The organism is Xanthomonas sp. 10-10, assembly GCF_040182365.1.
Taxonomy (GTDB): Bacteria; Pseudomonadota; Gammaproteobacteria; order Xanthomonadales; family Xanthomonadaceae; genus Xanthomonas; species Xanthomonas arboricola_F.
Genome location: NZ_CP144460.1, coordinates 1,696,283 through 1,719,103 on the forward strand (window position 1 = coordinate 1,696,283; position 22,821 = coordinate 1,719,103).

A 22,821-nucleotide genomic window follows, 5' to 3' on the forward strand; every position below is an offset into this window, starting at 1 on the left:
CAAGAGGACGTACCTGATGCAACCACCGTGGCAACCCGACGCACCAGCGATGCAGCTGAAACACCGTTTTGCGCTCGACCCGACAGTTGCCTGCCTCAATCACGGCATGCTGGGTGCCTGCCCCAATGATGTATTGGAACGTCAGGCGGCGTTTCGTGCACAGATCGAGCGCCTGCCGTCTGCCTTCATCCTGCGCGATCTACCGCGTTTGCTGGATGCCTCGCGCGAGGCGCTGGCCGGGCTCATCGGTGCCGATCCAACCGATCTGGTGTTGCTGCCCAATGTCACCACCGCACTGAGCGCGGTGCTGCGCTCGTGTCCTTTTGTCCCCGGCGACGAGATTCTGACCACGGACCATGCGTATCTGTCTGCGCGCAACGTGCTCGATTTCGTCTCCGGCACCAACGGGGCACATGTGGTGGTTGCGCAGGTCGGCGTGCCGGTTCCGGACCCGCAGCATGTCGTGCAGGCCGTGCTGGAGCGGGTCACCGCACGCACGCGGCTTGCCGTGCTGGATCACGTCACCAGCCCCACCGGGATCGTATTTCCCATCGCCGCCCTGGTCGCCGCGCTGGCCGAACGTGGCATCGAGACGCTGGTTGACGGCGCCCATGCACCGGGCATGTTGCCGTTGGACGTGCAAGCGATCGGGGCGGCGTATTACGCAGGCGATTGCCATAAATGGCTCTGCAGCCCGCGTGGTGCGGGGTTCCTGCATGTGCGTCGCGATCGTCAGGCGGGAGTGCATCCGCCGGTGATCAGTCGCGGCTATGGCGACCGCAGCAGCGCTCGCCCGCGCCTGCATCTGGAATTCGATTGGCTGGGTACCTCCGACCCCACGCCGCTGCTGTGCATTCCCGAAGCGATCGTCTTCCTGCAGAACGTGCTGCCCGGCGGCATGCCTGCGCTGCTCGCACACAACCGTGCGCTGGCGATGCGGTGTGGGCACTACCTGACGGCGCGACTGCCGCTCAAGCGCCTGGCCGCCGACGACCACCTTGGCAGCATGGTCGCATTCGCGCTGCCGCCTCGCATCTGCGCGGCGTATCCCGATGCAGCTGCGCTGCAGGACTGGCTGTACGACACGTCTTCCATCGACGTGGCAGTCAACGCATGGCCAGACAACACCAGCTACGTGCTGCGTGTCTCCATGCAGTTGTATGCGGCGATGGAGGATGTGGTTCGACTGGGCGATGCGTTGCAAGGCGCGCTCGCTGCCCTGGACGAACGCGATGCGTTGATGCAGGCCGTCACTGCGGGAGTTGCGCGATGAATGCAATCGGGATGGATCGTAAACATGTGTTGATTACCGGCGGTGTAGGAGGGATCGGCGTCGAGCTGGTGCGCCTCTTTGCGCAGGCCGCGTACCGGGTGAGCTTTACCTACCGCCCCGGGGAGGAGAGCCGGCAACGTGCGCAGGCGCTGCTCGATGAGGTTGGCGAAGAGGGCATGCACGCGTTGGAACTGGATGTGGGTGACCGACAAAGCCATGCGCGGCTGATGGACACGCTGTCATTACCGCTGGACATCGTGATCCATAACGCCGGCGTCGGCACCAAGACCGTTGAGCGCGCTGCGGCCACGTACAAGGAGCAGGACGAGGTGTTTTTCCGGGTCAACACGCTGGGGCCGTTGTGGCTGAGCGAGGATGTGATCCCAGGCATGCTGGCGCGTGGACACGGCAAGATTTTATTGATGAGTTCGGTGGATGGCGGCATCACGCACTTTCCGCGCTTTCGCGCCGCCGATGGCATGAGCAAGGCGGCGGTGGCGTTTCTGGGTCGGCAGCTTGCGGCCACCTACGCCTGCACGGGTATCGATGTTTTCACCGTCTGTCCCGGTGCCACCGATACGCCGATGTTTCAGGCCAGTACCCTGGATGCATTGTCGGCCGAGCAACGCCGGCTACTCGAGGCATCGCTGCCTGGCGGGCGTTTGATCGCGCCGCGGGAGATCGCCGATCTGTGCTTTTACCTGTGCCGCGACGAGGCCCGCATTCTGCGTGGCGCGGTGATCGACGCTTCGCTTGGGCTGGGCGTGTGCCCGGCCGTCATGGGATAAGGGAGCCACACGCATGCCTGTGCCATCGAACAGTTTCTGGGAGCAATGGCTCACCGCGCATCGCGCCAAGCCCGATGCCTGCGTCACCTATTCGCTGTCGCCATCGCCGCCGTTGCAGCGCTACCTGGCGCACCTGGATCCTGCGCAGTCGCTGGACTGGACTGGCGAGGACTATCAAGGTTTGCCACTGCTGCGCGAGCGGGTGTTGGCGCAGTATGGGTATGCCAGCACATGCGGGTTGCAGGATGTGTTGATCACCGCCGGCGCGCAGGAGGCGAACTATCTGGTGCTGACGCAATTGCTCGCTGCCGGCGACGAGTTCGTCATCGATGCGCCGGGTTGGCAGCAACCGCTGGTGCTGGCAAGACAGATCGGTGCGGTGCCCAAGTTGGTGACGCGTTTGGAGGCCTCCGGCTGGGCGCTGGATATCGACCAGCTCGAAACGTTGGTCACGCCCAGGACCAAGCTCATTTTTCTGTGCAATCCCAACAACCCGACCGGGCGCGTGGAGAATCTGGCAACGCTGCAGCGCATCGTGGCGGCGGCAGAGCGCGTGGGGGCCTACATCCTGTCCGACGAGGTCTATCGCGGCCTGGAGTGGGACAGACAAGAGACGCCACGCATCGCGACTCTTTACGACCGCGGTGTGAGCACCGGCAGCGTATCGAAGTTGCTCGGCCTGCAGGGTTTGCGTACCGGCTGGATGGTGACGCGCGATCAAGCCCTGCTCAATGCGGCGATGGTGCTGCGCGAAAACACCAGCGAAATCATGAATGTGCTGGGAGAGCGCATTGCCGAGGTCGCGCTGCGACCGGAGCATTTCGATGCTGCGGTCGCGCACTCGCGTGCGATGGGGCACGCGCGGATCGATCTGCTGGATCGCTTTGTCGCCGAACAGCCGGCACTGACCTGGCGGCGGCCGCAGGCAGGCCTGCTCGGTATGGCACATCTGAACCTGCCGATCGACGCCGATGCCTTCAGCAGCCGGCTGCTGGCCCCGCCGTACAAGACGTTCGTGATGTCCGGTGGTGCGTACGCATACCCGCAGCACCTGCGCCTGGGGGCGGGTGGGGTGTCGCCCGAGGAGCTGGAGCTGGGTCTTGCGCGGATGGCGCAGTTGCTGGCCGAGTGGAGCTGATCGCTGTTTGGGCGCCATCGATTGAGACGTGCTTGGGCGCAACGCAGAAGGCCGGCTGCTCACGCAGCCGGCCTTGGTAGTGCGCCATCTGTTGCTGACAGCGACGGCTTAGAACTCTTGCCAATCTGCGCCATTGCTCGTCGCGCTGGCGACAACCGCCTGCCTGACCGGGCGCTTGACCGATGCCGCGGCAGCCTGTGGCTTCGGTGCGGCAACGCCGGCCGGCTTGCTGGGACGCAGTACGGTCGGTGCGTTTGCGCGCGCAACTGACGGGCGTTCGGCTTCGATCTTGAAGATCGACACCGCCTGCCTGAGCTGTACCGCCTGTTCTTCCATCGACCGTGCGGCGGCGGTGGCTTCTTCCACCAGCGCGGCATTCTGCTGCGTGGTTTCGTCCATCTGGGTGACGGTGAGGTTGACCTGCTCGATACCGGCCGACTGCTCCTGCGAGGCGGCGGAAATCTCGCCCATGATGTCGGTGACGCGCTGCACGCTGGCGACGATCTCGGCCATGGTGGTGCCGGCGCTGTGCACCAGTGTCGAGCCTTCGGCCACGCGCTCGACCGAATCGTCGATCAGGCTCTTGATCTCCTTGGCCGCAGCCGTGGAGCGCTGGGCGAGGGTGCGCACTTCGCTGGCGACCACCGCAAAACCGCGGCCCTGCTCGCCAGCGCGTGCCGCTTCTACCGCTGCGTTCAGCGCCAGGATGTTGGTCTGGAAGGAGATGCCGTCGATGACGCTGATGATGTCGGCGATCTTCTTGGACGATGCTTCGATGCCGGTCATGGTGCCCACGACCTTGCTGACGATGTCGCCGCCCTGCGAGGCGACGCTTGCGGCACCGATCGCCAGCTGATTGGCCTGGCGTGCGTGTTCGGCGTTCTGACGCACGGTGGAAGTGAGTTCTTCCATCGATGCGGCGGTTTCTTCAAGATTGGCCGCTTGCTGCTCGGTGCGTTGCGACAGGTCCTGATTGCCGGCGGCAATCTCGCTGGCAGCCGAATTGATCGATACCGCCGAGTGCTGGATGCGCCCGACGATCTCGGCCAGTTGCGCGGCGGTGGCATTGGCGTCGTCGCGCATCTGTGCGAACACGCCCTTGAACTCGCCGCTCATGCGGGCGGTGAGATCGCCGGCGGCGATGGATTGCAGCAACGACGACAGCGACTGCAGATTGCCATCGGCGGTGGCCATCAGCTGGTTGAGGCTGTCGACCATGATGTGGAAGTCGTACTGGAAGCGGGCCGCATCGCCGCGCGCGCTGAAGTCGCCATTGGCCGCCGACACTGCCAGCTGCTTGATTTCGGCATTCATCGCCGACAGGTTGGCCTTGACCTCGTTCATGGTCTGGGTGAGGACGGCTTTTTCGCCGGGCAGCGCGTCCATGCTCTCGCTGAGGTCGCCGATGGCATAGCGGCCCATGATGCGCGCGAGCGTGGTCTGCACCGCAAGATGCGAGGCGACCAGGGTGTTGGTGTCGTGCGCCATGCGGCCGTAATCGCCGGGAAATGCATTGGCATCGATGCGGAAGCTGATCCGGCCGTCGTTGTGGCGCTTGGCCATCTCGGCTTGCGCGCGCAACAGGGACTGCAACTGGGTCTGCATGCCGCTCATGGCGCGCAGCAGGCGGCCGGTTTCGTCCTGCGCGTCTGTCTGCACCTGGTTGTCCAGCTGGCCCTTGGCGATCGCTTCGGCTGCCTTGGTGGCACGGGCCAGCGGATGGGTGAGGCTGCGGGTGATCAGCCAGGCCAGCAGGCCGCTGATCGTGACCACGGCAACGCCGCCGATCAGCAGCAGCAGCTTGGCGCGATTCATCGATTGCACGGCTTCGGTGTACGCCTGCTGGCTCTGTTGTTCCTGCCGGGTGACCAGTTCGCGGATCTTTTCCTGCCAGGCCAAAGTGGCAGGCCTGGCTTTTTCGTTCAGCAGCGTTTGCGCCGCGGTGTTGTCGTTCCTGGCGGCCAACGCCATCACCTGGTCGTTGAGCGTGCCCGAGATGGCACGCTTGGCATCCATCTCGGCCCGGATCTTGCGACCTTCTTCGGAGCTGGGCAGGGTGTCGAGCTTGGCGCGCAAGTCGTTGTAGCGTTGCCGTTGGGTCTTGATCGTCGCGACCGCGTCATCGTTGAGTTGGTCACTGGTGGCCATGGCGTAGGTGCCCAGCGCGATCATGATCGACGAGTTGGCATCCAGCATCCCGTTGCCCATCTGGATCTTGGCCATGCGGTCCAGCACGATGAAATCCAGTTGTTTTCTGGCGCTGGCCATCGAGCTCAGCCCGATGGCGACAAGCAGGCCCGACAGCAGGATCAACAGGCCGAAGGCGGCGCCGAGGCGGCGGCCGACGGAATAGCGTTGGAGTAAGGCGGTCATGCGGCAATCCCAGGTGCGAGTCGAAGGGTGCCGTCTGGGCAACTGCGTGAAGAACGCATGAGTGTCGGGCCGGCGTGTGGATAACGACGCGCCATTGGGAAACTTGACCCCACTGTACCGCTCGGATTTAGCTGCAGATTGCCTTCGGCAGCGGTCAGGAATTGCCCGACTGGCGAGTGCTGCGTGAAGGCGCGCAGACTACCAAAGCGGCTGGACTGCGCGCTGTCATCCAGGCGGCCGGCTGCTGCACGGTATCGTTGCGGCCGCCACGTTAGAGTGGTTTGCCAACGATTAACTACGACACGCCGCGCATGGATAACCGCAATCAGGAATGGATGCAGGCCGTCACCGACGCGCTCAGCGATCTGCTGGCCGCGCGTGTGGCGCAGGCCACGCTGCTGGAAGCCATGCTGGTTTCGCATCCCGATCCGGTGGCCTTGAGGAAGGCCTGGGACGAGTTGTCGTCTCAGCGGATCGCGATCGTTGCACAGAACAAGGCCGTCGCGTCGGTGGAACGCCCCATGGACGAGTACACGCTGGAACAATTCCAGGCCTGGGAAGAAAAGTTTCGCCGCTATTTTCCGCGCGATGTGGGTGGGCCGTAGGTCCGCGGGCGCGCCTTTTCGTCGCCGTAGAAAACACAAGGCAAGTGACGGAGCGCATTGTATTTTTCACGGCGCATGTTTGTTTGGCCCGATGCTAGTGCTCTGCATAACCTGCAGAATCTCTGAAGTTCAAAGGCAGTGCCTGGAGGACGCGCCTAGTGGGTTTGAGCTTGGCAAAACGCCGCGGGATGCGGGGCTCATTCAGCGTTTCGTCCATCGCTGGATCGCGCAAGACCTGTCAACGCTGCAGTAGAGCAATCCACACCAGCCTCGTCACTGCGTACGGCTGACGAACAGGGCGTCCTGACATCGAGGAGTGCGCGCAATCAGCCCGAGCAATTGCTGCCACACAAGGTCCTGTGGACCCTGCAATGCAGTGCAAGCCAAACGATAAGGTCTGCGGTCAATCTTGATGACAAAACTTGGCGGGTGCTGGCTAGTCCAGACTGTCTTGCGGTCTTGGCGGGGTGTCATCCAGTCATTGTTTGTCCTGTCCGCGGAACTCGCTTCGCGTGCGGAAAGACGAGCCGCCCTGCTGGCACCACAGCGCAGCGTGGGATGAGACAAGCGGCGGTTGAACTACGCATCGTTGCAGCTCGCTTCGCACGCTGTTCAGTGACAGCCGCGCAGTGGCCTGCTTGCGCGCGTTGCCTTGCATCACTGCCGGTTGCGTCGTTGCGAGGACTCATTCGCCTTTGAAAAAGCTAAGATCGAAACTTGTGCAAAGTCGGAGGCGCCAATGATCGATCGTCGTACCTTTCTTGCCACGGGCGTGGTAGCCGCTGCTGCCAGCTTCAGTTCCCCGGCGGCGCGGATCTCACAGACGCCGCGCGCAAACGGGCCGGCACCGTGGGGTGCGGTTCCTAGCAAGCGCCAGCTGCGGTGGCATCGGTGGGAGCAATATGCTTTCGTGCATTTTGCGATGAATACCTTCACCGACAAGGAATGGGGCTACGGCGACGAGGATCCTGGCAAATTCGACCCCAGCGATTTTTCGGCCGATCAGATTGTCGCTGCTGCCAAGGCCGGCAATCTGAAAGGGCTCATTTTCACGGCCAAGCACCACGACGGCTTCTGCCTCTGGCCGACGCGCTTGACCGAGCATTGCATCCGGAACTCGCCGTACAAGAACGGCAAAGGCGACATCGTCGGTGAGATGGCCGCGGCGTGTCGACGCGCCGGCCTGGCATTCGGCATCTATCTCTCTCCCTGGGATCGTAACCACGCCGAGTATGGGCGCCCCGGCTACCTCGACTATTTTCGCAAGCAGATCGTCGAACTCTGCACGGGCTATGGCGAGCTGTTCGAGTTCTGGTTCGACGGCGCCAATGGTGGCGACGGCTATTACGGTGGAGCGCGCGAAGCGCGCAAGATCGATGCGCCTGCTTACTACAACTGGCCAAAAATGATCGAGTTGGTGCATCTGCACCAGCCGATGGCCTGCACCTTCGATCCGCTCGGCGCCGATATTCGCTGGGGTGGCAACGAGGACGGTATCGCTGGTGATCCATCCTGGCCGACCATGCCCAATGCGCCCTACACACAGGAAAACGGCAACTCCGGGGTGCGCGGAGGGGCGCTGTGGTGGCCGGCCGAAACCAACACCTCGATCCGCCCGGGCTGGTTCTACCATGCCGATGAAGATGGCAAGGTGCGCAGCCCGGAGAACCTGGTGCGCTATTTCGACACCTCCGTCGCGCGCGGCACCAACATGAACCTCAATCTCCCGCCCGACCGACGCGGCCGCATCGCCGACCACGACGTGGCAGTGCTGCAGAGTTTCGGCGACGCAATCCGCGCCAGCTTCGCCATCGATCTGGCCAAGGGCGCCAAGGCCAGCGCCAGTGCGTCGCGCGGTCCTGGATTCGAGCCGGCGCGCGTGCTTGATCGGCAGCCGGACAGCTACTGGTCCACGCCGGATGACCTCACCACGCCCACGCTGACGCTGGACCTGTCGGCGGTGCACAGCTTCGACCTGATCCGGCTGCGCGAGTATTTGCCGCTGGGCGTGCGCGTCACTCGCTTCGCGGTCGAAGCCGAGGTCGATGGGCAATGGCGTCGGCTGGCCGAAGCGCAGTGCATTGGTGCGCAGCGCATCGTGCGGCTGGAGCGCCCGATCGCCGCGCGCCGGGTGCGTTTGGTCGTGCTTGAGGCGCCGGTGTGCCCGGCAATCAGCGAATTCGCGTTATTCCGGGCCGTGGCGCCAGTGCCGGTTGCGCGGCCGATGGCGAATGCGCCGGACGTGCTGTCCACCGCTGGCTGGCACATCGTCGAGGCGAGCGCGCCCGGGGCGGAAAAATTGCTCGACGACGATGCCAGCACGATCTGGATCACGCCCGCGCCCACGCCGGGCCATCCCGCGCAGGCGACCATCGATCTGGGCGCGCTGCGTCAGGTGGCCGGTTTCAGCCTCACCCCCTCGCGCACGGTGATGAACGGTGCGGCGCCGCCGAAGGGCTATCGCGCCGAAACCAGCGAAGATGGCCAACGCTGGCAGCCGGCTGGCGCCGGTGAGCTGTCCAATATCGCCTACGCGCTTTCGACCCAGCGCCTGAATTTCCCCGAGGTCCGCCAGATCCGCTATCTGCGGCTGTCGTTCGCTGAAACAGCGGTGCCTGCCGAACGGCTGGCGATCGCGGGGATCGGCGCGTTCTCGCGCATGCGATGAGCGCTTGCGACCCCTCGCGGCCATAAGCCGCGAGGGAGCGCATCGTTGGGGCGAGGCGGTTTCGCGGGCTTGAGATGCATCAGGCCACGCGATGGAGAGAAATCGCGTATTCGCATCACGTAGTGACCTGACTCTTGAACCGTGCTTGCACACCGCCGTTCCGGATGACGCGCTATGGTGCGCGGCGCATGACGCAAGCGACGTGGTTGGGTACGGAACAGAAACAGCACGATTGGATGCAGGCCGTGACCGAAGCGCTCAGCGATCTGCTGGCCGCGCGCGTGGCACAGGCCACGTTGCTGGAAGCGATGCTGGTCTCGCATCCGGATCCGGTCACGCTCAGAAAGGCGTGGGATGAGCTGTCGTCCAAGCGCATCACCTACGTTGCGCAGAATAAAGCGCTGGCGGACGACCCGCGCCCGATGGATGCCTACACGCTGGAGCAATTCCAGGCGTGGGAAGAAAAATTCAACCGCTATTTTCCGCGCAACTTTGATACGCCTTAGGTCGGCACTCCAGGCGTCGCACTATTGCCGGAGTACCACAGCCTAGCTGTACTTGGAGCGGGCAGTTGCAGCTTGTGTAACCGTTACCGTGGCTCCGGGCACAATCTCAATTAAGCAGTCGCCGTGCGGGTGTTGCTGCACTCGCTAGCAGCGTCAAACGTTAACTGCTCCGGCCTGGACTTTTGTCACAAGCACTGCTTGCTTGTTATTGGTCAAGGCCTCTCCTGGCATTTGTGCCTGCTCAATAGAGCAGGCACAAATGCGGCCGTGACTTTTGTGAACGGGCTGGTTGCTGCCTAATATGCCCCCTCAGATCGGAAGATATTCGCAACCGACGTAACGAAATTCAGGAAGATAGCCGTCCTTGTCGTACGGTGCACCGTTGTATTCGCAACGCCAGTTGGGGCCACCCATCCATGTCTTCTTATAACCAGCCTCGCAACTGCCATTCTGGAACCATCCGGAATTGGCTCCCGTGACATGAGTGCGGCCCCAACGTTCGCCGACTAGGATGGCTGGAGCGTATTTGGAGTGCGCTTTCGGGGGGCAGGAGTTCTCGTCGGCTCTTTCATTGCATTCTGTCCAGCTACGATTGTAGTTCCCCGCAAGGGACAATCCAGGAATCCTGATCGGCACATCCCAGCTTCCGCCGATGTCGAAGGACTGTTCTTTGCAAGTGCCGCGCGTTGTGGACTTCGTGGAGGTTGGGCAATGTGCTTCGTCCCCGTAACATACCGCAAGATCACCCGGGTCTTCGTAGAAAGACTTTTGATTTTTTCCTAACCATCCTCCGAAGGTAGTGAACATATGTTTGTCCGGTGATGCCTGGGCGGTTCCCACCATAGTCAACACCAAGAGGACGAGGTAGAAATGCTTTCTTAGATTATTAATCACGATTATCTCCGTGCGGTTGTTTAATTTTAGGGGTGAAGTTTATTTATGATGTGACTAGACCCGGTGCGGGTTAAGTGTTGCTAGGTGTCAATAAATTGCAGGTGTGCAATCAGTAGTGGGGTATTTTTATTGTTCGTGTGTGAATTATTTTCGAGCGTTACGTGCATGGCTGTGCTATCAATTGATCAGGTTGGTCCAGATCAATGTGATTTGAAAAAATAAAAGGATGATTTTTGGGTATTTAAAATTATTTAGCACATGGCTCGCAGCACAGCTGGCTAGGAAATGCGGGTGCGCGCTGACTGGAGCTGGACGAATGTTTTCAGCTGTGACCCTGCAGCAGAGATTCCAGAACTTCCCGTTCTTGAGGCGCCGCAGAGGGGCGTGCTACCGCGGTCAGGAGGGTCGATCTTAGCGGGGGGGTGAGTTCAACCTCTCCGCTTGCGATCGAATTGAGCGTCTGTCTCACCAGCGGTTCGGTTGCACCACCTCTCAGGTAATTGACCGCGGCATCTGCTGCGGCATCGGGGGAGGAGAGTCGGTAAACCTTCTGCGCAGCCAGTGCTTTCACCACTTCGTCGCCGTTTCCGGTCGCAACCGAATTCAGCTGGGAAAGGGCATTGCTTCTGAGCGACATTGCATCCTTGGATGTGTCTTCTTCGATTGTCCCAATAAAGTTCAAGGCAGCGACCGATGTAGGTACGTCGCTCGCATGGCTATTGAGGGTCGACATTGCCTGCGACAGTGCCTCTTTGGGCGCTGTGCCAGGAAAATTTGCATACGTTTTGTACATCGCAGTATAGAGGGTGTCGTCCTTACTTGCCCAAATGCGATTGGCCTCGTCTACCATCATTTTTCTGCCGGTCTCGCTACGAACAATCATGTTCTGAATAATTTCACGATTGGCAGCGTCTTTTGCAGGTATTCTGGAATAATAGTCAGCGACCGCCTTTCGCCCCTCTGGGCTGGAATCGATCGTGCTGAGCAAGCGTGACATGAAGATGTCCCGTTGTGCCCGGGACATGGCATGGCCTGAATCCCATCGATCGAAAAAATCCTGTAAGCGTTGCTGGACCTCGCTCGCGTTGAAGGGCTTGTCAATTTCAGCACTTGTGGAATCGTTGAATTCAATTCCACTTGTATGCGCATGCTCTGCAAGCGGTGCATGGCCAACCCCGACGGGGTGGATCGTCTGGGTGATGTGGCTTGCGTCAACGGTTTTATCGCTGTTCGATTGAGCTGAAAAATAGGTCAATGAGTATATTCCAGTGATCGCCACGAGTCCTCCGATAATCAATTTAGTGGCGGGCTTGCTGGGTTGGATCAATCTGATGTTGTCAGCCATTGATTTTCCTAAGGCAGGTGCTTTGCTGGATAATTAAATACTATTAAAAATTTAAATGCGGAACATTTGCATGTGCGTTAATTTCAGACGCGACGAGTCAGAGACATGCAAATTCATATTTTGGGCCTGATGGTATGTGGTTGAGTTCCGCTTGTATTTTAATATCATGAAGCGAATATTGCGGTTTCAATTTTTCTTGTAATTCGGATAACGCCGGCAATGCGTTGCCGATGTCAGGTTATTTATTGTTGCCGGGGATGAACGTACATGTTCAATTAACGTTATCGATGTCAGTTGTTGACAAAAATTTCGATGAAGTGGGATAAAGTAGGTTACTATCTTTGCATAACTTATTGTTTGCCGATAATAGGGTGTCTATGCGATTTAATGACGTTATTTTGTCTCAAAAGATAACCGGATCTTTGTGTCGAAAAGCGATGTCAAATTGCGAAGGGGGTTTGATTTTAGCGATGCATTATTCGATACCTGGTATAGGTTTTCTGGCGCCCATGGTGAATCTGGCTGGGTCTTATATGGCCGTGGAATAGCGGGTCGCTCATCCGGCGTCCCTCAAGTAGCGCATCAAGCGAGCTGCAGCAGTCAAGAAAATAATTCTGAGTCGTCGCTCTTTCGGTCGAGCTAGATCGCCTTCTGCACGGGATTTTGCGCGGCTGAGTCCCATCGCCACCATGGGCCGGGGCACACACATGCAACATAACGACGATCGCGTCGTCCCTCGCTCGGAATCGCCTGGTGAGTTGGTTCGTTTGGCTGCATACGCGTCGACGAATTGCTACCTGCATCGAGCGATGATCGGTGGGGTCCCCGGAGAAGATCGCAGGTGACTCAAGCCACAAAAATTCACGCGGCGAAGTCAGGCGCCGCTTCTGGGATGTCGGGCCGGATACATCGCCATGCGACCCAATCTGTCGCACGTCCATTCGGTTTGCAGTAACGCCACGTACCCACCGTTGAACGTCCTATGCTGCCGCGCCCTGTCGGTCACCGTGGCGACCGAGGACTCCATTGCCCGCGCCGATCAGAAGCACGGGACTGGGCATGGGCGAACTGCTCCTGGTGGTCGAGGTTCAGCCCACCGACGGCCGCAAGGCCGACTTGGCAGCCTGCAGACGCAAGGTGGCAGATGTCAGACCTGGCGCACTGGCCTGCAACAGAATGTCGCCAGCCTTTCGCGTTGTTTGCAGTAGCCCCGCACATAGGCCGTTGAACGCTTTGCGCTGTGATGCCTTGTCATCCTCGTGGCTGCTGGGGTCGCCGTTGCCGACGCCGATCAGCTTGCCTGCGCCGTGCACGGCGAACTTCACTTGCGTGTCGGCAGTGGGAACGAGGCGGCCTTGTGCATCGACAATCTCTACCTTGATCACTGCAACATCTTCTGCGTCGGCGCGCAGCGCCTTGCGATCGCAACTCAAGCGGATCGCAGCCGGCTTGCCGACGGTCTCGCGGCGTTCGGTAAGCACCAGCTTGCCGCCGCGATAGCCGCGTGCCTCGATCACGCCGGGCGCATAGACCACCCGCCACTCGACATGGCCGTAGGCGGGCACCTGCTGCAGACCCTGGCTGACGCCGTTGACCAGCAACTCCACCGCGTCGAGGTTGCTATGGCACCAGACGGCGAGGTGGCCGTTGTCGTCGGGTTGCAGCAGTCCGTCCCAGTTCCAGTGCGGGAACAGATGCAGCACCGGCTCGCGCGTCCACTGCGCGCGGTAGTACCAGTAGTTGTCCTTGGGAAAGCCACAACTGTCTAGCACACCGAACTGCGAGGCGACATTCGGCCAGCGGTTGTAGGGTGTGGGTTCGCCGCGATAGTCGAAGCCGGTCCAGATGAAGCCGCCGGCGATGTACGGGCGTTGCGCGACATAGCTCCACCAGGCTTCGGCGGTACTGGCCCACCATGGGTGCTCCAGGTCGTAGGCGCGGGTATAGCCGCGTGCGTCGTCGCGCTGGTAATTGCCTCGCACCGACACGGTGCTGCCGGTTTCGCTGCCGTAGATGGGGATGTCGGGGTATTGCGCGTGGAAGCCGTCCATCTGGCTGGTGCGGTAATTGAAGCCGACCACATCCACCACCTGGCCCACGCCGTCGCCAAAGCCCTTGTCCATGGCAAAGGTGGTGGGGCGGGTGGGGTCGAGCTGGCGCACGCGCTGCTGCATGCGCGCGACGATGCGCGCGCCGCGCTCGGTCACCTGCTGCGGTTCTTCGTTGCCGAGCGACCACAGGATCACGCTGGGATGATTGCGCCCACGCCGGACCATGGTTTCCAGTTCGCCCATCGCTTCGGGGTCGGTGGACATGCGTCGGGTTTCTTCGATCACGAACATGCCCAGTCGGTCGCACAGTGCGAGCAATTCGGGGGTGGCCGGATTGTGCGAGCTGCGATAGGCGTTGCAGCCCATCGATTTGAGCTGGCGCAGGCGCCATTCGTGCAGGGCGTCCGGGATGGCGGTGCCGACGCCGGCATGGTCCTGGTGGTTGTTGGTGCCGTGCAGCTTGAGCGGGGTGCTGTTCAACAGGAAGCCGCGCTGCGCATCGAAGGCGATGCTGCGCACGCCAAACGGCGTGGCCACCGCATCGGTTGCCTTGCCATCGCTGTGCACGCTGGCGGTGAGCGTGTAGAGCTGCGGGGCGTCGATCGACCACAGGGCCGCCTGCCCCAGCGGGAGGGTCTGCTCAAGCAACTGCACCTGGCCCGGCGCCACCGTCACCACCGCGCTGACCGCCTTTGCAACCACGCGACCATCGGGTGCGGTGATGCTGGCCTGCACGCTGCACTGGCGCGGGGCAGTACCGTCATTGCGGACTTCGGCAGACACCTGCGCGGTGGCGCTGTCGCCGTGCACGGTGCTGCGCACGAACACGCCGTGCTGCGGCATGTGCAGCGGATCGGTCTTTTGCAGCCACAGATGGCGATAGATGCCGGCGCCTTCGTAGAACCAGCCTTCGCCCAGCGTGGCATCCACGCGCACGGCAATCAGGTTGGGTTTGCCGTAGTCCAGCACTTCGCTCAGGTCGACCTCGAAGCCGCAATAGCCGCTGGCGTTGCGCCCGACGATGTGGCCGTTGCAGAACACCACGCAATCGCGGAACACACCGTCGAATACCAGGCAGATGCGCTTGCCCAGATCGCTTGCCGGAATCTGCAGCGTGCGCCGATACCAGCCCACGCTGTTTTCCGGAAAGCTGGTCCCCAGCGCCTTGTAGCCGTGTGCAGCCGCCGGGTCTTCCTCGGTCATCGAGGCGGAGATCGGTTCCGGGCGGAACGGCAGGCTCACGGCCCAGTCGTGGGGCAGATCCACCTGCTGCCAGCTGCTGTCGTCGAAGGCCAGTTGCGCGCAGGTGGCGGTGTCCTTGCCAGCCTTGGCAAAGGTGCGTTGAAACGTGCCGAAGTCGAAATCGCGCGACGCATCGCCGGCATGGCCCAGATGAAAGCGCCACCCGAAATCCAATAGCAGCCGCTCGCGTGGTGCCAGCGTTGGGTCACCCAATGGGCCAACCGGCACGGTGTTTTTGGCCGTTGCCGATGCGGCGACGCCGGGCACCAGGGCGGCAGCGCTGCCAACCGGTAGTGCCGCGCTCACGCCGCTCGCAAGCATGCCGCGCAGCAACGCGCGGCGATTGATGCCGGTCATGGCCGTGTCCTCGTGCCGGCGCCTGCCGGTTGTGCCGATGCAGGCGTGTGCACTGTGGGCACATACGAAGGTGGCGCGCCGGTGTATGGGTGGTGCATGAAGTCGATCGCCGGCAGCACGTCATTGCCATGCTTGAAATCGAAGAAGCTGGCGTTCTCCCATGACGAGCCGGTGCCCCAGCGCGTCTTGCAGCTGCTGCTGGTCCATGCCGGTTCCCAGTACACGACACCGGCACCGCCGGTGTCGATCACCAGCTGGGTGAGATCGATCATGTACCTGGACTGCCCTTGCGGCGTGGCCGGGTAGCCGGCAATCAGCGAGTCTTCGCCAAGCAGGTTGTGCGAGGTGTCGCCGGACTCCAGCGTCCACGGGTAGGCGGTTTCCACCACCACCACGTCGGCATCAAAGCGGCTGCGCAGGCGCTTGATGGTCTTGCCCAGTTGCGCCATCGATTGGGTGGACCACTTGCGGTAGTAGCTGATGCCGATCAGGTCGAAGTCGGTAACGCCGGCCTTGGTGGCGGCGGCGAACCACGGCTCCACATTTTCCGGTTGGGCGATATGCAACATCACCCGCGGTTTGATCGTCGAGTGCGCGCCCATGTCGCGCACCGCCTTGATGCCTGCGTTGAACAGTTTGGCGTTTCGTTGCCAGTCGATGGGGCGTTTCTTGTCCCAGGGCTGGCTGTCCATCAGGTCGGAATTGCTTTCGTTGCCCACCTGCACCAGTTCGGGCATCAGCCCGGCGCGGTCGAGCGCGCTGAGGGTGTCGTAGGTGAAACCGTAGAGCGTGCGCGCAAGCTCGTCGGTATCGGTGATGCTGGCCCAGGCCTTGGGGATCAGCTGCTTTTCGCCATCGGCCCAATCGTCGGAATAGTGCAGGTCCAGCAGTACCTGCATGCCCTGCGCGCGCGCGCGTGCGATGGTCTTTTTGACATCGGTCAGGTCGCTGTACTTGGTCCAGCGTGCATCGTTCCACAACCGCACCCGCACCAGGTTGGCGCCATGCGCGTGGAACAGTTCGAATGGATCGGTGACCGCGCCGTTTTCGCGGTACTGCACCCCGCATTCCTCCATTTCGTTGACGTAGGACAGGTCCGCACCGAGATACAACGTGGCGGGCGGCTGGGCGGCGTGTGCGGAAACGGACAATGCCAACGCCAGCAGCGTCGGCGTCCAGAAGCGGCGTGTAGAGCGCATGCTATTCCTCGACAGATCAATCATGAAGCGGCCAACAGCATGCTGCATGTGGCCGTCGCGCGACGCAGGCGCTGTGCGGAATCGCAACCAGGGTTGCAGTTTGTTCCCGCGGATCGACTTCACTGGCCTGCTGCCCTGCGCAGCGTGCGCCGGATGCATATGTAGGGCTGCAATAAAGCATGACGGTGCAGGCGCCAGGGGCATGGCGGCCTGCACGGAACCGGCACGCATGACGCGTAGCTGCCGGTTCCTGCGTGCCGTCGATGCGTTGCCGGCGACTGCGCGTCATGGTTCGCCGCCATGCCTAGAAGCGGTACGTCGCTTCCAGCTGGTAACGACGGCCGAACAGCTGGTAGCCGCCATCGTCCTGATTGGCCAGGCGGTTGGGCTTGTTGTCGGTATAGGCGCGCAGCGGCTCGTTGGTGAGATTGCCGGCCTGGAAGCGGAAGCCCAGTTGCTTGCTGTACTGCCAGTTCAAGCTCAGGTCCACGGTGCCTTCGCTCTGCAGGCGTGCCAGCCGCGCGGCATTCCAGCCGTACACCACGGTGTAGGGGCTGTGGTACTTGTAGCCCACGCGTGCTTCGAAGGTGCCGTTGCTGTACCACAGGTCGAAGGTGCCGGTCTTGCGGGCCAGGCCGCTCAGCGGCAGCGGGTTGTCTTCCGGCGAGAATTCCTTGAGATTGGAATCCACCAGCGAATAGTTGGAATAGACGCCGAAGTTTTCCATGTGCGGGATGAAGAAGAACGGCGTCTGGAAGGTGAGTTCCACGCCATTGATGTAACCGCCACCGCCATTGAACGGCGCGCTGACCAGGTAGTCCAGGCCGTTGATCACTTCACGATCGGTGCGGTAGCCGATGCTGGAATCGACTTCCTTGCGATACACCGCCAGTGCCGCCAATGCTTCCTTATGGAAGTACCACTCGTAGGAGACGTCGACCTGGGTGGCCTTGAACGGGTCCAGCTGCGGATTGCCGCCGCTGCCGGTGAGCTGGCCGACGGTGACGGTGGGGTCGTCCAGGCGACGGCCGGTGCGCAGTTCGTCCAGCGGCGGGCGTGCGATGACCTTGGCCACCGCAAAGCGCAGGATGCGTTGATCGTCGATCAGGAAGTTGAGCGTCGCGCTGGGCAGTACGTCGGTGTACTCCTTGCTGTCGCTGCTGGCCTGCACCGTGCCGCCGACCGAATCGAAGCCGTTGCTGCTGGTCTTAGTGTTGACCAGGCGCACGCCGACGTTGCCGGTGACATCGGTGCCGAACAGCTGCGAGCTGAAGACCGCCTTGGCGAAGGCTTCGCGCACGTCTTCCTTGACGTTCCAGTGGTCGAGCATCTGCTCATTGAGCGTGGTCGGGTCGAAGCCGCCGAATCCGATCCGCGCGATCTCGCCCAGATTGCCGCCGGTCAGCGTGGGGACGTTCAAGTCGGGCATGGTGACCGGGTAGATCAGGTCCTGGTACGCCGAGATCGGCTGGTCGTAGCCGGACTGGTTGCTGATGAAATGCCGGTTCTGCTTTTCGCGCCGCGCCGCGCGTGCACCGAATTCCAGCGAGGTGAACGGGCCTGCATCGACCGAGCGGCTGGCATTGAGCGCCAGCGCGGCGATCTTGTCGCGAAGCGCCTGCGGTTCGGTCTGCCCGGCAATGCCGTATTCGGGCGTATCGGAGCTGGTGCTGATGGTGGGTGTCACGCTGCGGCGGAAATCGAACGACACCGTGTCCGGATTGCTGCCGAAGCGCACCGCCTGCCAGGTGTTGTCGCGTTTGGCCTGCGAGAACGACAGATCGCTGCCCAAGGTCCACACATCGCCGTTCCACTTGGCATTCAGGCCGCCGGCGGTGAGCGTCTTGACCTCGTTGTAGTGGCTGACCACATGGTCGACCTGCAGGTTGGAATTGGCCAGGGTGCCGGCCACCACGTCGCCGTCGACGATGGTGTAGGACGAGCCCGGCGTGGTGTACGGGTTGGTTGCGCCGGAAAAGGTACTGAAGGCCAGGCCGTTGAACCAGTTCTGCAGCTGGTCTTCGTCGATTTCGATGCGCGAATACAACCCGTCGAACTTCAACTCGAAATTGCCCGAGCGCCATTGCACGGTGCCCATCGCGCCGGTACGGGTCTGGTCGATCAGCTTGAGCTGATCGGCCGCGCCCCACGGGGTGGGATCCGGGGTGCCATCGCCATCGACGTCGCGCGAGGTGGTGGCATCGGTGTAGCCCCAGCTGCCGATCGAGGAGCTGGCGTTCTTCTGCTTCTGATAGGTCGCGCCGAAGGCCACGGCCAGATTGTCGTTGAACTTGTGCACCCAGCTGGCGCCGAAGCGGCTGCCCCACGGGGTGTAGCCGTCCACATCCTTGGCGTGGTCGTAGAACACCGGGCCGGCGGTGCCGACGAAGCCCGGGCCGGTGTAGTCCAGTGGGCTGATGGTGGAGATGTCCACGGTAGCGGCCAGACCGCCGGCGACCAGGTCGGCCGACTGGGTCTTGTAGACCTTGACGGTGGAGACGATCTCGGTGGGGAACACTTCCCAGCGCACCGCTCGGTTGGGCTCGGACGAGGCGATTTCGCGCCCGTTGACGGTACCCATGGTCATGCGCGGGCCCAGGCCGCGCACGGTGGCCAGGCTCTCGTTGCCGCGGTCGCGCGTGCCGTTGACGCCGGGCAGGCGCACCAGCGCTTCGGCCACGGTGACGTTGGGCATCTGGCCCATGTTGTCTGCGGAGATCACTTCCATGACGTGATCGGACATCTGCTTGGCCTGCACGGCCTGATTCAGGCTGGCGCGCTGGCCGATCACGGTGATGTTGTCCAGCGTCACCGGTGCCTGCGCATTGCTGGCGCTGGTGTCGTTGGCCGGCGGCGCGGCGGGCGCGGTGTCCTGCGCTTGCGCACTGAACGCGGTGGCGAGCACGAAGGCGATGGTGGTGCAGAGGACGTCGCGGACCGGCGTGCGGCGCAGGCGCCGGCTGGCCGGGTGACCGGTATGGTGAACAGGCATCGGTTGATCCCTCCCAGGATTAAGTGACCGAATAAGTGATGGCGGCTGGTGCTGCCCGCCGGCGCCGACCTGGGTCTGGCGCGATCGAGCGGGTATGGCGTAGTGCGGTGACGCGGTTACGGTGAGTGCGTTGCTGTGGCGCTGCCACGATCGACGATCGCGCTGGCGTCCCCCTGTCCTGCATGTGTCCGCTTCAGGGTAGAAGCGCGAGTCATTCCATTCCAATGAAGCATTTTGCGGGAGCTATCTCGGCTTGGAATGCTGCACTGCAGCGCTAGCGTCTGCTTCGTCACAGTCTGGCGTGGGTGCGTGCGGGGCGATCAAATGTTGCCCAGGTGGCAGTGGCGCGGGTTGGTCTCGCTAGCGCGGACTGACCGGCAACCGGGGCAGGGCGGGGAATGCGCGCTGCACGCAGTCGCTGCGCTCGCAGGTCAGGCAGCCCGGCCCGATCGGTACCGCGTCGTCCACCGCGCCCAGGTCCCAACCGCGCGCATAGACCAGCTGGTCGGCATGGCGCAGGTCGCAGCCCATCGCCAGTGCGAAGGTCTTGCGCGGACGGCCGTAGCCGGGCGTACCGCTGCTGACCTGACGCGCCAGCCAGAAATAGCGTCGCCCGTCGGGCATGCGCGCGATCTGGGTCAGGATGCGGTCTGGCTGGTTGAAGGCCTCGTACACGATCCATAGCGGGCAGGCGCCGCCGACATGCGAGAAGTGGAAGTCGGTGGCCGAATGGCGCTTGGAGACGTTCCCGGCGCGGTCCACCCGCATGAAGAAGATCGGCAGCCCGGCCGCGCCGCGCCGTTGCAGGGTGCTGAGGCGGTGGCAGACCGCCTCGAAACCCACCCCGAAGCGGTCCGCCAGCCATTCGATGTCGTAGCGCGACAGCTGCGCACTGCGCAGGAAATCGCTGTAGGGCATCACCAGCGCGCCGGCGAAATAATTCGACAGCCCGATCCGCGACAGCGCGATGCGCTCGGCATCCATGAATCCGGCATCGGCGATGCGCGCTTCCAGCAACGGTGCACATTCCAGCAAGGCCAGGTGCGCGGCCATCTGGAACGCCTGCTGGCCGGGCCGCAGATGGGCGGGCAGCCACAGCACGCGCGCCTGCGCATCCACGCTGCGTTTGTCGCTGTGCAGATCGGGCGCCTCCTGCACCAGCAGGCCGTGGCGGTCGGCAAGCCGCTGACGCAGTCGCAGCGGCAGGTTTTCCGGAGTCAGGCCGAGTTCGGCGTACAACGCCTCGGCGCGCTCATCCAGTTCGGGAAGATAGTTGTGCGCGCGGTTGAAGTAATCGCGCACCTGCTCGCCGGGCGACAGCGACGGCATCGCCGCATGCTCGACGCCGATCTGCATTTCCAGTGCGGCATTGCGCTCCAGCAGGTGCTGATGGGCGCGGTGCAGATCCAGCAGCGCCTGCGCCACCTGCGGCAGGTTGCCGGTGAGCGCGCGCAACTCGGCCGGCGACAGCGTGTGGCCCAGGCTGCGCAGCGACTCGTCCAGCGGGTCGGCCAGGGCGGCCGGGTCGTCCAGATCCAGCAGGCCTTCCAGATCGCCCAGGGTGGCCTTGAGACGCTGCTGGATCGCCAGCGTCAGCGGGCGCTGGTTGCGCTCGATCTGGTTGAGATAGCTGGGAGACAGGCCTAGCCGGCGCGCCAGCTCTGCCTGGGTCAGGCCGTGGCGCTGGCGCAGCCGTTGCAGGCGCAGGCCGAGCTGATGGCGGAGGGCGGGGGGTGGCTGCGGCATTCGCAAGATTCGCAAAATTGTGCCGCAAGCTTAGCGCGATTAAGCAAGTGAAGTCTGGGAAAGCCGGTGCGGGCTGCGAACAATGCGAAGAACGGGGCCGGTCGGCCCGATGTCCTTCTACAAGCGAGCCCTGTGATGAGCGAATCCGTCCCCCGCGTGTCCCTTTTGATCGATGGCGAAATGCTGGTTTCAACCAGCGATCAGTGGCAGGACGTGGTCAACCCGGCCGACCAGTCGGTACTGGCGCAGGTGCCGTTCGCCACCACGGCCGAAGTCGACGCTGCGGTGGCCGCCGCCGGCCGCGCCTTCGTCGGTTGGCGCAAGACGCCGATCGGCGCCCGCGCACGCATCTTCCTCAAGTACCAGCAGCTGATCCGCGAGCACATGCCCGAGCTGGCCGCGCTGCTCAGCGCCGAGCAGGGCAAGACCCTGGCCGACGCCGAAGGCGATGTGTTCCGCGGCCTGGAAGTGGTGGAGCACGCCGCGGCGATCGGCAACCTGCAGCTGGGTGAGCTGGCCAACAACGTCGCCACCGGCGTGGATACCTACAGCCTGCTGCAGCCGCTGGGCGTGTGCGCGGGCATCACGCCGTTCAATTTCCCGGCGATGATCCCGCTGTGGATGTTTCCGATGGCGATTGCGACTGGCAACACCTTCGTGCTCAAGCCGTCCGAGCAGGACCCGATGGTCACCATGCGCCTGGTCGAGCTTGCCTTGGAGGCCGGCATTCCCAAGGGCGTGCTCAACGTGGTGCACGGCGGCGAAGACGTGGTCAACGCGCTGTGCGATCACCCGGATATCAAGGCGCTGTCGTTCGTCGGCTCGACCAAGGTGGGCACGCACGTCTACCGCCGCGCATCGCTGGCCGGCAAGCGCGTGCAATGCATGATGGGCGCCAAGAATCACGCCGTGGTGCTGCCGGACGCCAATCAGGAACAGACCCTCAATGCGATGGTCGGCGCCGCATTCGGTGCTGCCGGCCAGCGCTGCATGGCCGCCTCCACGCTGGTGCTGGTGGGCCAAGCGCAGCAGTGGATTCCCGCCCTGGTCGCCAAGGCCAGGACCTTGACGCTGGGCGCGGGCAACGCGCAGGGCACCGACGTGGGCCCGCTGATTTCCTGTGCGGCGCGTGAGCGCGTGGAGGGCCTGATCGCTTCCGGCGTGGAGCAGGGCGCCACGCTGGAACTGGACGGTCGCAGCCCGACCGTGCCGGGATTGGAGCAGGGCAACTTCGTCGGCCCGACGATCTTTTCCGGCGTCACCCCGGGCATGCGCATCTACGACGAAGAAATCTTCGGCCCGGTGCTGGTGATCCTGGGCGCAGACACGCTCGACGATGCGATCGCGCTGGTCAACGCTAATCCCAACGGCAACGGCACTGCATTGTTCACCCAGTCCGGTGCTGCCGCGCGGCGCTTCCAGGAAGACATCGACGTGGGCCAGGTCGGCATCAACGTGCCGATCCCGGTGCCGGTGCCGCTGTTTTCGTTCACCGGCTCGCGCGCCTCCAAGCTCGGCGACCTGGGCCCGTACGGCAAGCAGGTGGTGATGTTCTACACCCAGACCAAGACCGTCACTGCGCGCTGGTTCGACGACGAAACGCTGGGCCATGGCGTCAACACCACCATCTCTCTCAAGTGATCT

Annotated in this window: 14 protein-coding genes; 7 read left to right on the top strand and 7 right to left on the bottom strand. The window is 62.8% G+C overall.

The genetic code is table 11. The annotated features are described in order from the left end of the window. Window positions 1-49: 49 nt before the first annotated feature. From VZ068_RS07220 to VZ068_RS07230, 3 genes are read left to right on the top strand one after another with little or no spacing between them, the layout of a single operon-like run. A complete protein-coding gene (locus tag VZ068_RS07220; protein ID WP_349657284.1) occupies window positions 50-1,273 on the top strand; it encodes an aminotransferase class V-fold PLP-dependent enzyme in 1,224 nt (407 codons plus the stop codon). An 11-nt stretch (window positions 1,274-1,284) separates the two neighbouring features. Then, on the top strand, window positions 1,285-2,061 hold the full coding sequence (locus VZ068_RS07225) for an SDR family oxidoreductase (protein ID WP_349657285.1): 777 nt from the start codon (window positions 1,285-1,287) through the stop codon (window positions 2,059-2,061). A 13-nt stretch (window positions 2,062-2,074) separates the two neighbouring features. Beyond that, window positions 2,075-3,199, top strand: coding sequence for a pyridoxal phosphate-dependent aminotransferase (locus tag VZ068_RS07230; protein WP_349657286.1), 1,125 nt, complete (start codon window positions 2,075-2,077; stop codon window positions 3,197-3,199). A gap of 108 nt (window positions 3,200-3,307) precedes the next feature. Here the strand turns inward: VZ068_RS07230 and VZ068_RS07235 are convergent, their stop codons facing one another. Beyond that, complete coding sequence (locus VZ068_RS07235) at window positions 3,308-5,572, bottom strand: methyl-accepting chemotaxis protein (RefSeq protein WP_349657287.1); 2,265 nt, start codon at window positions 5,570-5,572, stop codon at window positions 3,308-3,310. A 311-nt stretch (window positions 5,573-5,883) separates the two neighbouring features. Here VZ068_RS07235 and VZ068_RS07240 point away from each other — a divergent pair, with 311 nt between their 5' ends. From VZ068_RS07240 to VZ068_RS07250, 3 genes are all read left to right on the top strand, one after another. Beyond that, on the top strand, window positions 5,884-6,177 hold the full coding sequence (locus tag VZ068_RS07240; RefSeq protein WP_259153331.1) for a hypothetical protein: 294 nt from the start codon (window positions 5,884-5,886) through the stop codon (window positions 6,175-6,177). Window positions 6,178-6,916: 739 nt separating this feature from the next. Further along, complete coding sequence (locus tag VZ068_RS07245) at window positions 6,917-8,845, top strand: alpha-L-fucosidase (protein WP_259166034.1); 1,929 nt, start codon at window positions 6,917-6,919, stop codon at window positions 8,843-8,845. Between the two features lie 164 nt (window positions 8,846-9,009). Further along, complete coding sequence (locus tag VZ068_RS07250; RefSeq protein ID WP_349657288.1) at window positions 9,010-9,351, top strand: hypothetical protein; 342 nt, start codon at window positions 9,010-9,012, stop codon at window positions 9,349-9,351. Between the two features lie 309 nt (window positions 9,352-9,660). Here VZ068_RS07250 and VZ068_RS07255 read toward each other — a convergent pair whose 3' ends face one another. From VZ068_RS07255 to VZ068_RS07280, 6 genes are all read right to left on the bottom strand, one after another. After that, entirely contained in the window at window positions 9,661-10,245 is a 585-nt protein-coding gene (locus VZ068_RS07255; protein ID WP_259166020.1) for a hypothetical protein, read from the bottom strand. A gap of 322 nt (window positions 10,246-10,567) precedes the next feature. Beyond that, window positions 10,568-11,590 (bottom strand): hypothetical protein, encoded by a 1,023-nt coding sequence (locus VZ068_RS07260; protein ID WP_349657289.1) that lies wholly within the window; start codon window positions 11,588-11,590, stop codon window positions 10,568-10,570. A gap of 1,088 nt (window positions 11,591-12,678) precedes the next feature. Beyond that, window positions 12,679-15,240, bottom strand: a complete 2,562-nt coding sequence (gene galA, locus VZ068_RS07265; protein ID WP_349657290.1) for a beta-galactosidase GalA — start codon at window positions 15,238-15,240, stop codon at window positions 12,679-12,681. Further along, window positions 15,237-16,439 carry an arabinogalactan endo-1,4-beta-galactosidase gene (locus tag VZ068_RS07270; RefSeq protein ID WP_349657291.1) on the bottom strand — a complete coding sequence of 401 codons (1,203 nt, stop codon included), beginning with the start codon at window positions 16,437-16,439 and terminating at the stop codon, window positions 15,237-15,239. The genes galA and VZ068_RS07270 overlap by 4 nt, the downstream gene beginning before the upstream one ends. Window positions 16,440-16,743: 304 nt before the next feature. Then, entirely contained in the window at window positions 16,744-19,431 is a 2,688-nt protein-coding gene (locus VZ068_RS07275; protein WP_259166014.1) for a TonB-dependent receptor, read from the bottom strand. A 360-nt stretch (window positions 19,432-19,791) separates the two neighbouring features. Next, window positions 19,792-21,177, bottom strand: coding sequence for a short-chain fatty acyl-CoA regulator family protein (locus VZ068_RS07280; protein ID WP_349657292.1), 1,386 nt, complete (start codon window positions 21,175-21,177; stop codon window positions 19,792-19,794). A 135-nt stretch (window positions 21,178-21,312) separates the two neighbouring features. Here VZ068_RS07280 and VZ068_RS07285 point away from each other — a divergent pair, with 135 nt between their 5' ends. After that, window positions 21,313-22,818: a CoA-acylating methylmalonate-semialdehyde dehydrogenase gene (locus VZ068_RS07285; RefSeq protein ID WP_349657293.1), complete on the top strand. Its 1,506-nt coding sequence runs from the start codon at window positions 21,313-21,315 to the stop codon at window positions 22,816-22,818. Window positions 22,819-22,821 lie beyond the last annotated feature (3 nt).

What these genes read in the sequence shown, in the direction of transcription:
- VZ068_RS07220 (WP_349657284.1), top strand. Translation starts at nt 50, where the DNA reads ATGCAGCTGAAACACCGTTTTGCGCTCGACCCGACAGTTGCCTGCCTC.
- VZ068_RS07225 (WP_349657285.1), top strand. Translation starts at nt 1,285, where the DNA reads ATGGATCGTAAACATGTGTTGATTACCGGCGGTGTAGGAGGGATCGGC.
- VZ068_RS07230 (WP_349657286.1), top strand. Translation starts at nt 2,075, where the DNA reads ATGCCTGTGCCATCGAACAGTTTCTGGGAGCAATGGCTCACCGCGCAT.
- VZ068_RS07235 (WP_349657287.1), bottom strand. Translation starts at nt 5,572, where the DNA reads ATGACCGCCTTACTCCAACGCTATTCCGTCGGCCGCCGCCTCGGCGCC.
- VZ068_RS07240 (WP_259153331.1), top strand. Translation starts at nt 5,884, where the DNA reads ATGGATAACCGCAATCAGGAATGGATGCAGGCCGTCACCGACGCGCTC.
- VZ068_RS07245 (WP_259166034.1), top strand. Translation starts at nt 6,917, where the DNA reads ATGATCGATCGTCGTACCTTTCTTGCCACGGGCGTGGTAGCCGCTGCT.
- VZ068_RS07250 (WP_349657288.1), top strand. Translation starts at nt 9,010, where the DNA reads ATGACGCGCTATGGTGCGCGGCGCATGACGCAAGCGACGTGGTTGGGT.
- VZ068_RS07260 (WP_349657289.1), bottom strand. Translation starts at nt 11,590, where the DNA reads ATGGCTGACAACATCAGATTGATCCAACCCAGCAAGCCCGCCACTAAA.
- galA (WP_349657290.1), bottom strand. Translation starts at nt 15,240, where the DNA reads ATGACCGGCATCAATCGCCGCGCGTTGCTGCGCGGCATGCTTGCGAGC.
- VZ068_RS07270 (WP_349657291.1), bottom strand. Translation starts at nt 16,439, where the DNA reads ATGCGCTCTACACGCCGCTTCTGGACGCCGACGCTGCTGGCGTTGGCA.
- VZ068_RS07275 (WP_259166014.1), bottom strand. Translation starts at nt 19,431, where the DNA reads ATGCCTGTTCACCATACCGGTCACCCGGCCAGCCGGCGCCTGCGCCGC.
- VZ068_RS07280 (WP_349657292.1), bottom strand. Translation starts at nt 21,177, where the DNA reads ATGCCGCAGCCACCCCCCGCCCTCCGCCATCAGCTCGGCCTGCGCCTG.
- VZ068_RS07285 (WP_349657293.1), top strand. Translation starts at nt 21,313, where the DNA reads ATGAGCGAATCCGTCCCCCGCGTGTCCCTTTTGATCGATGGCGAAATG.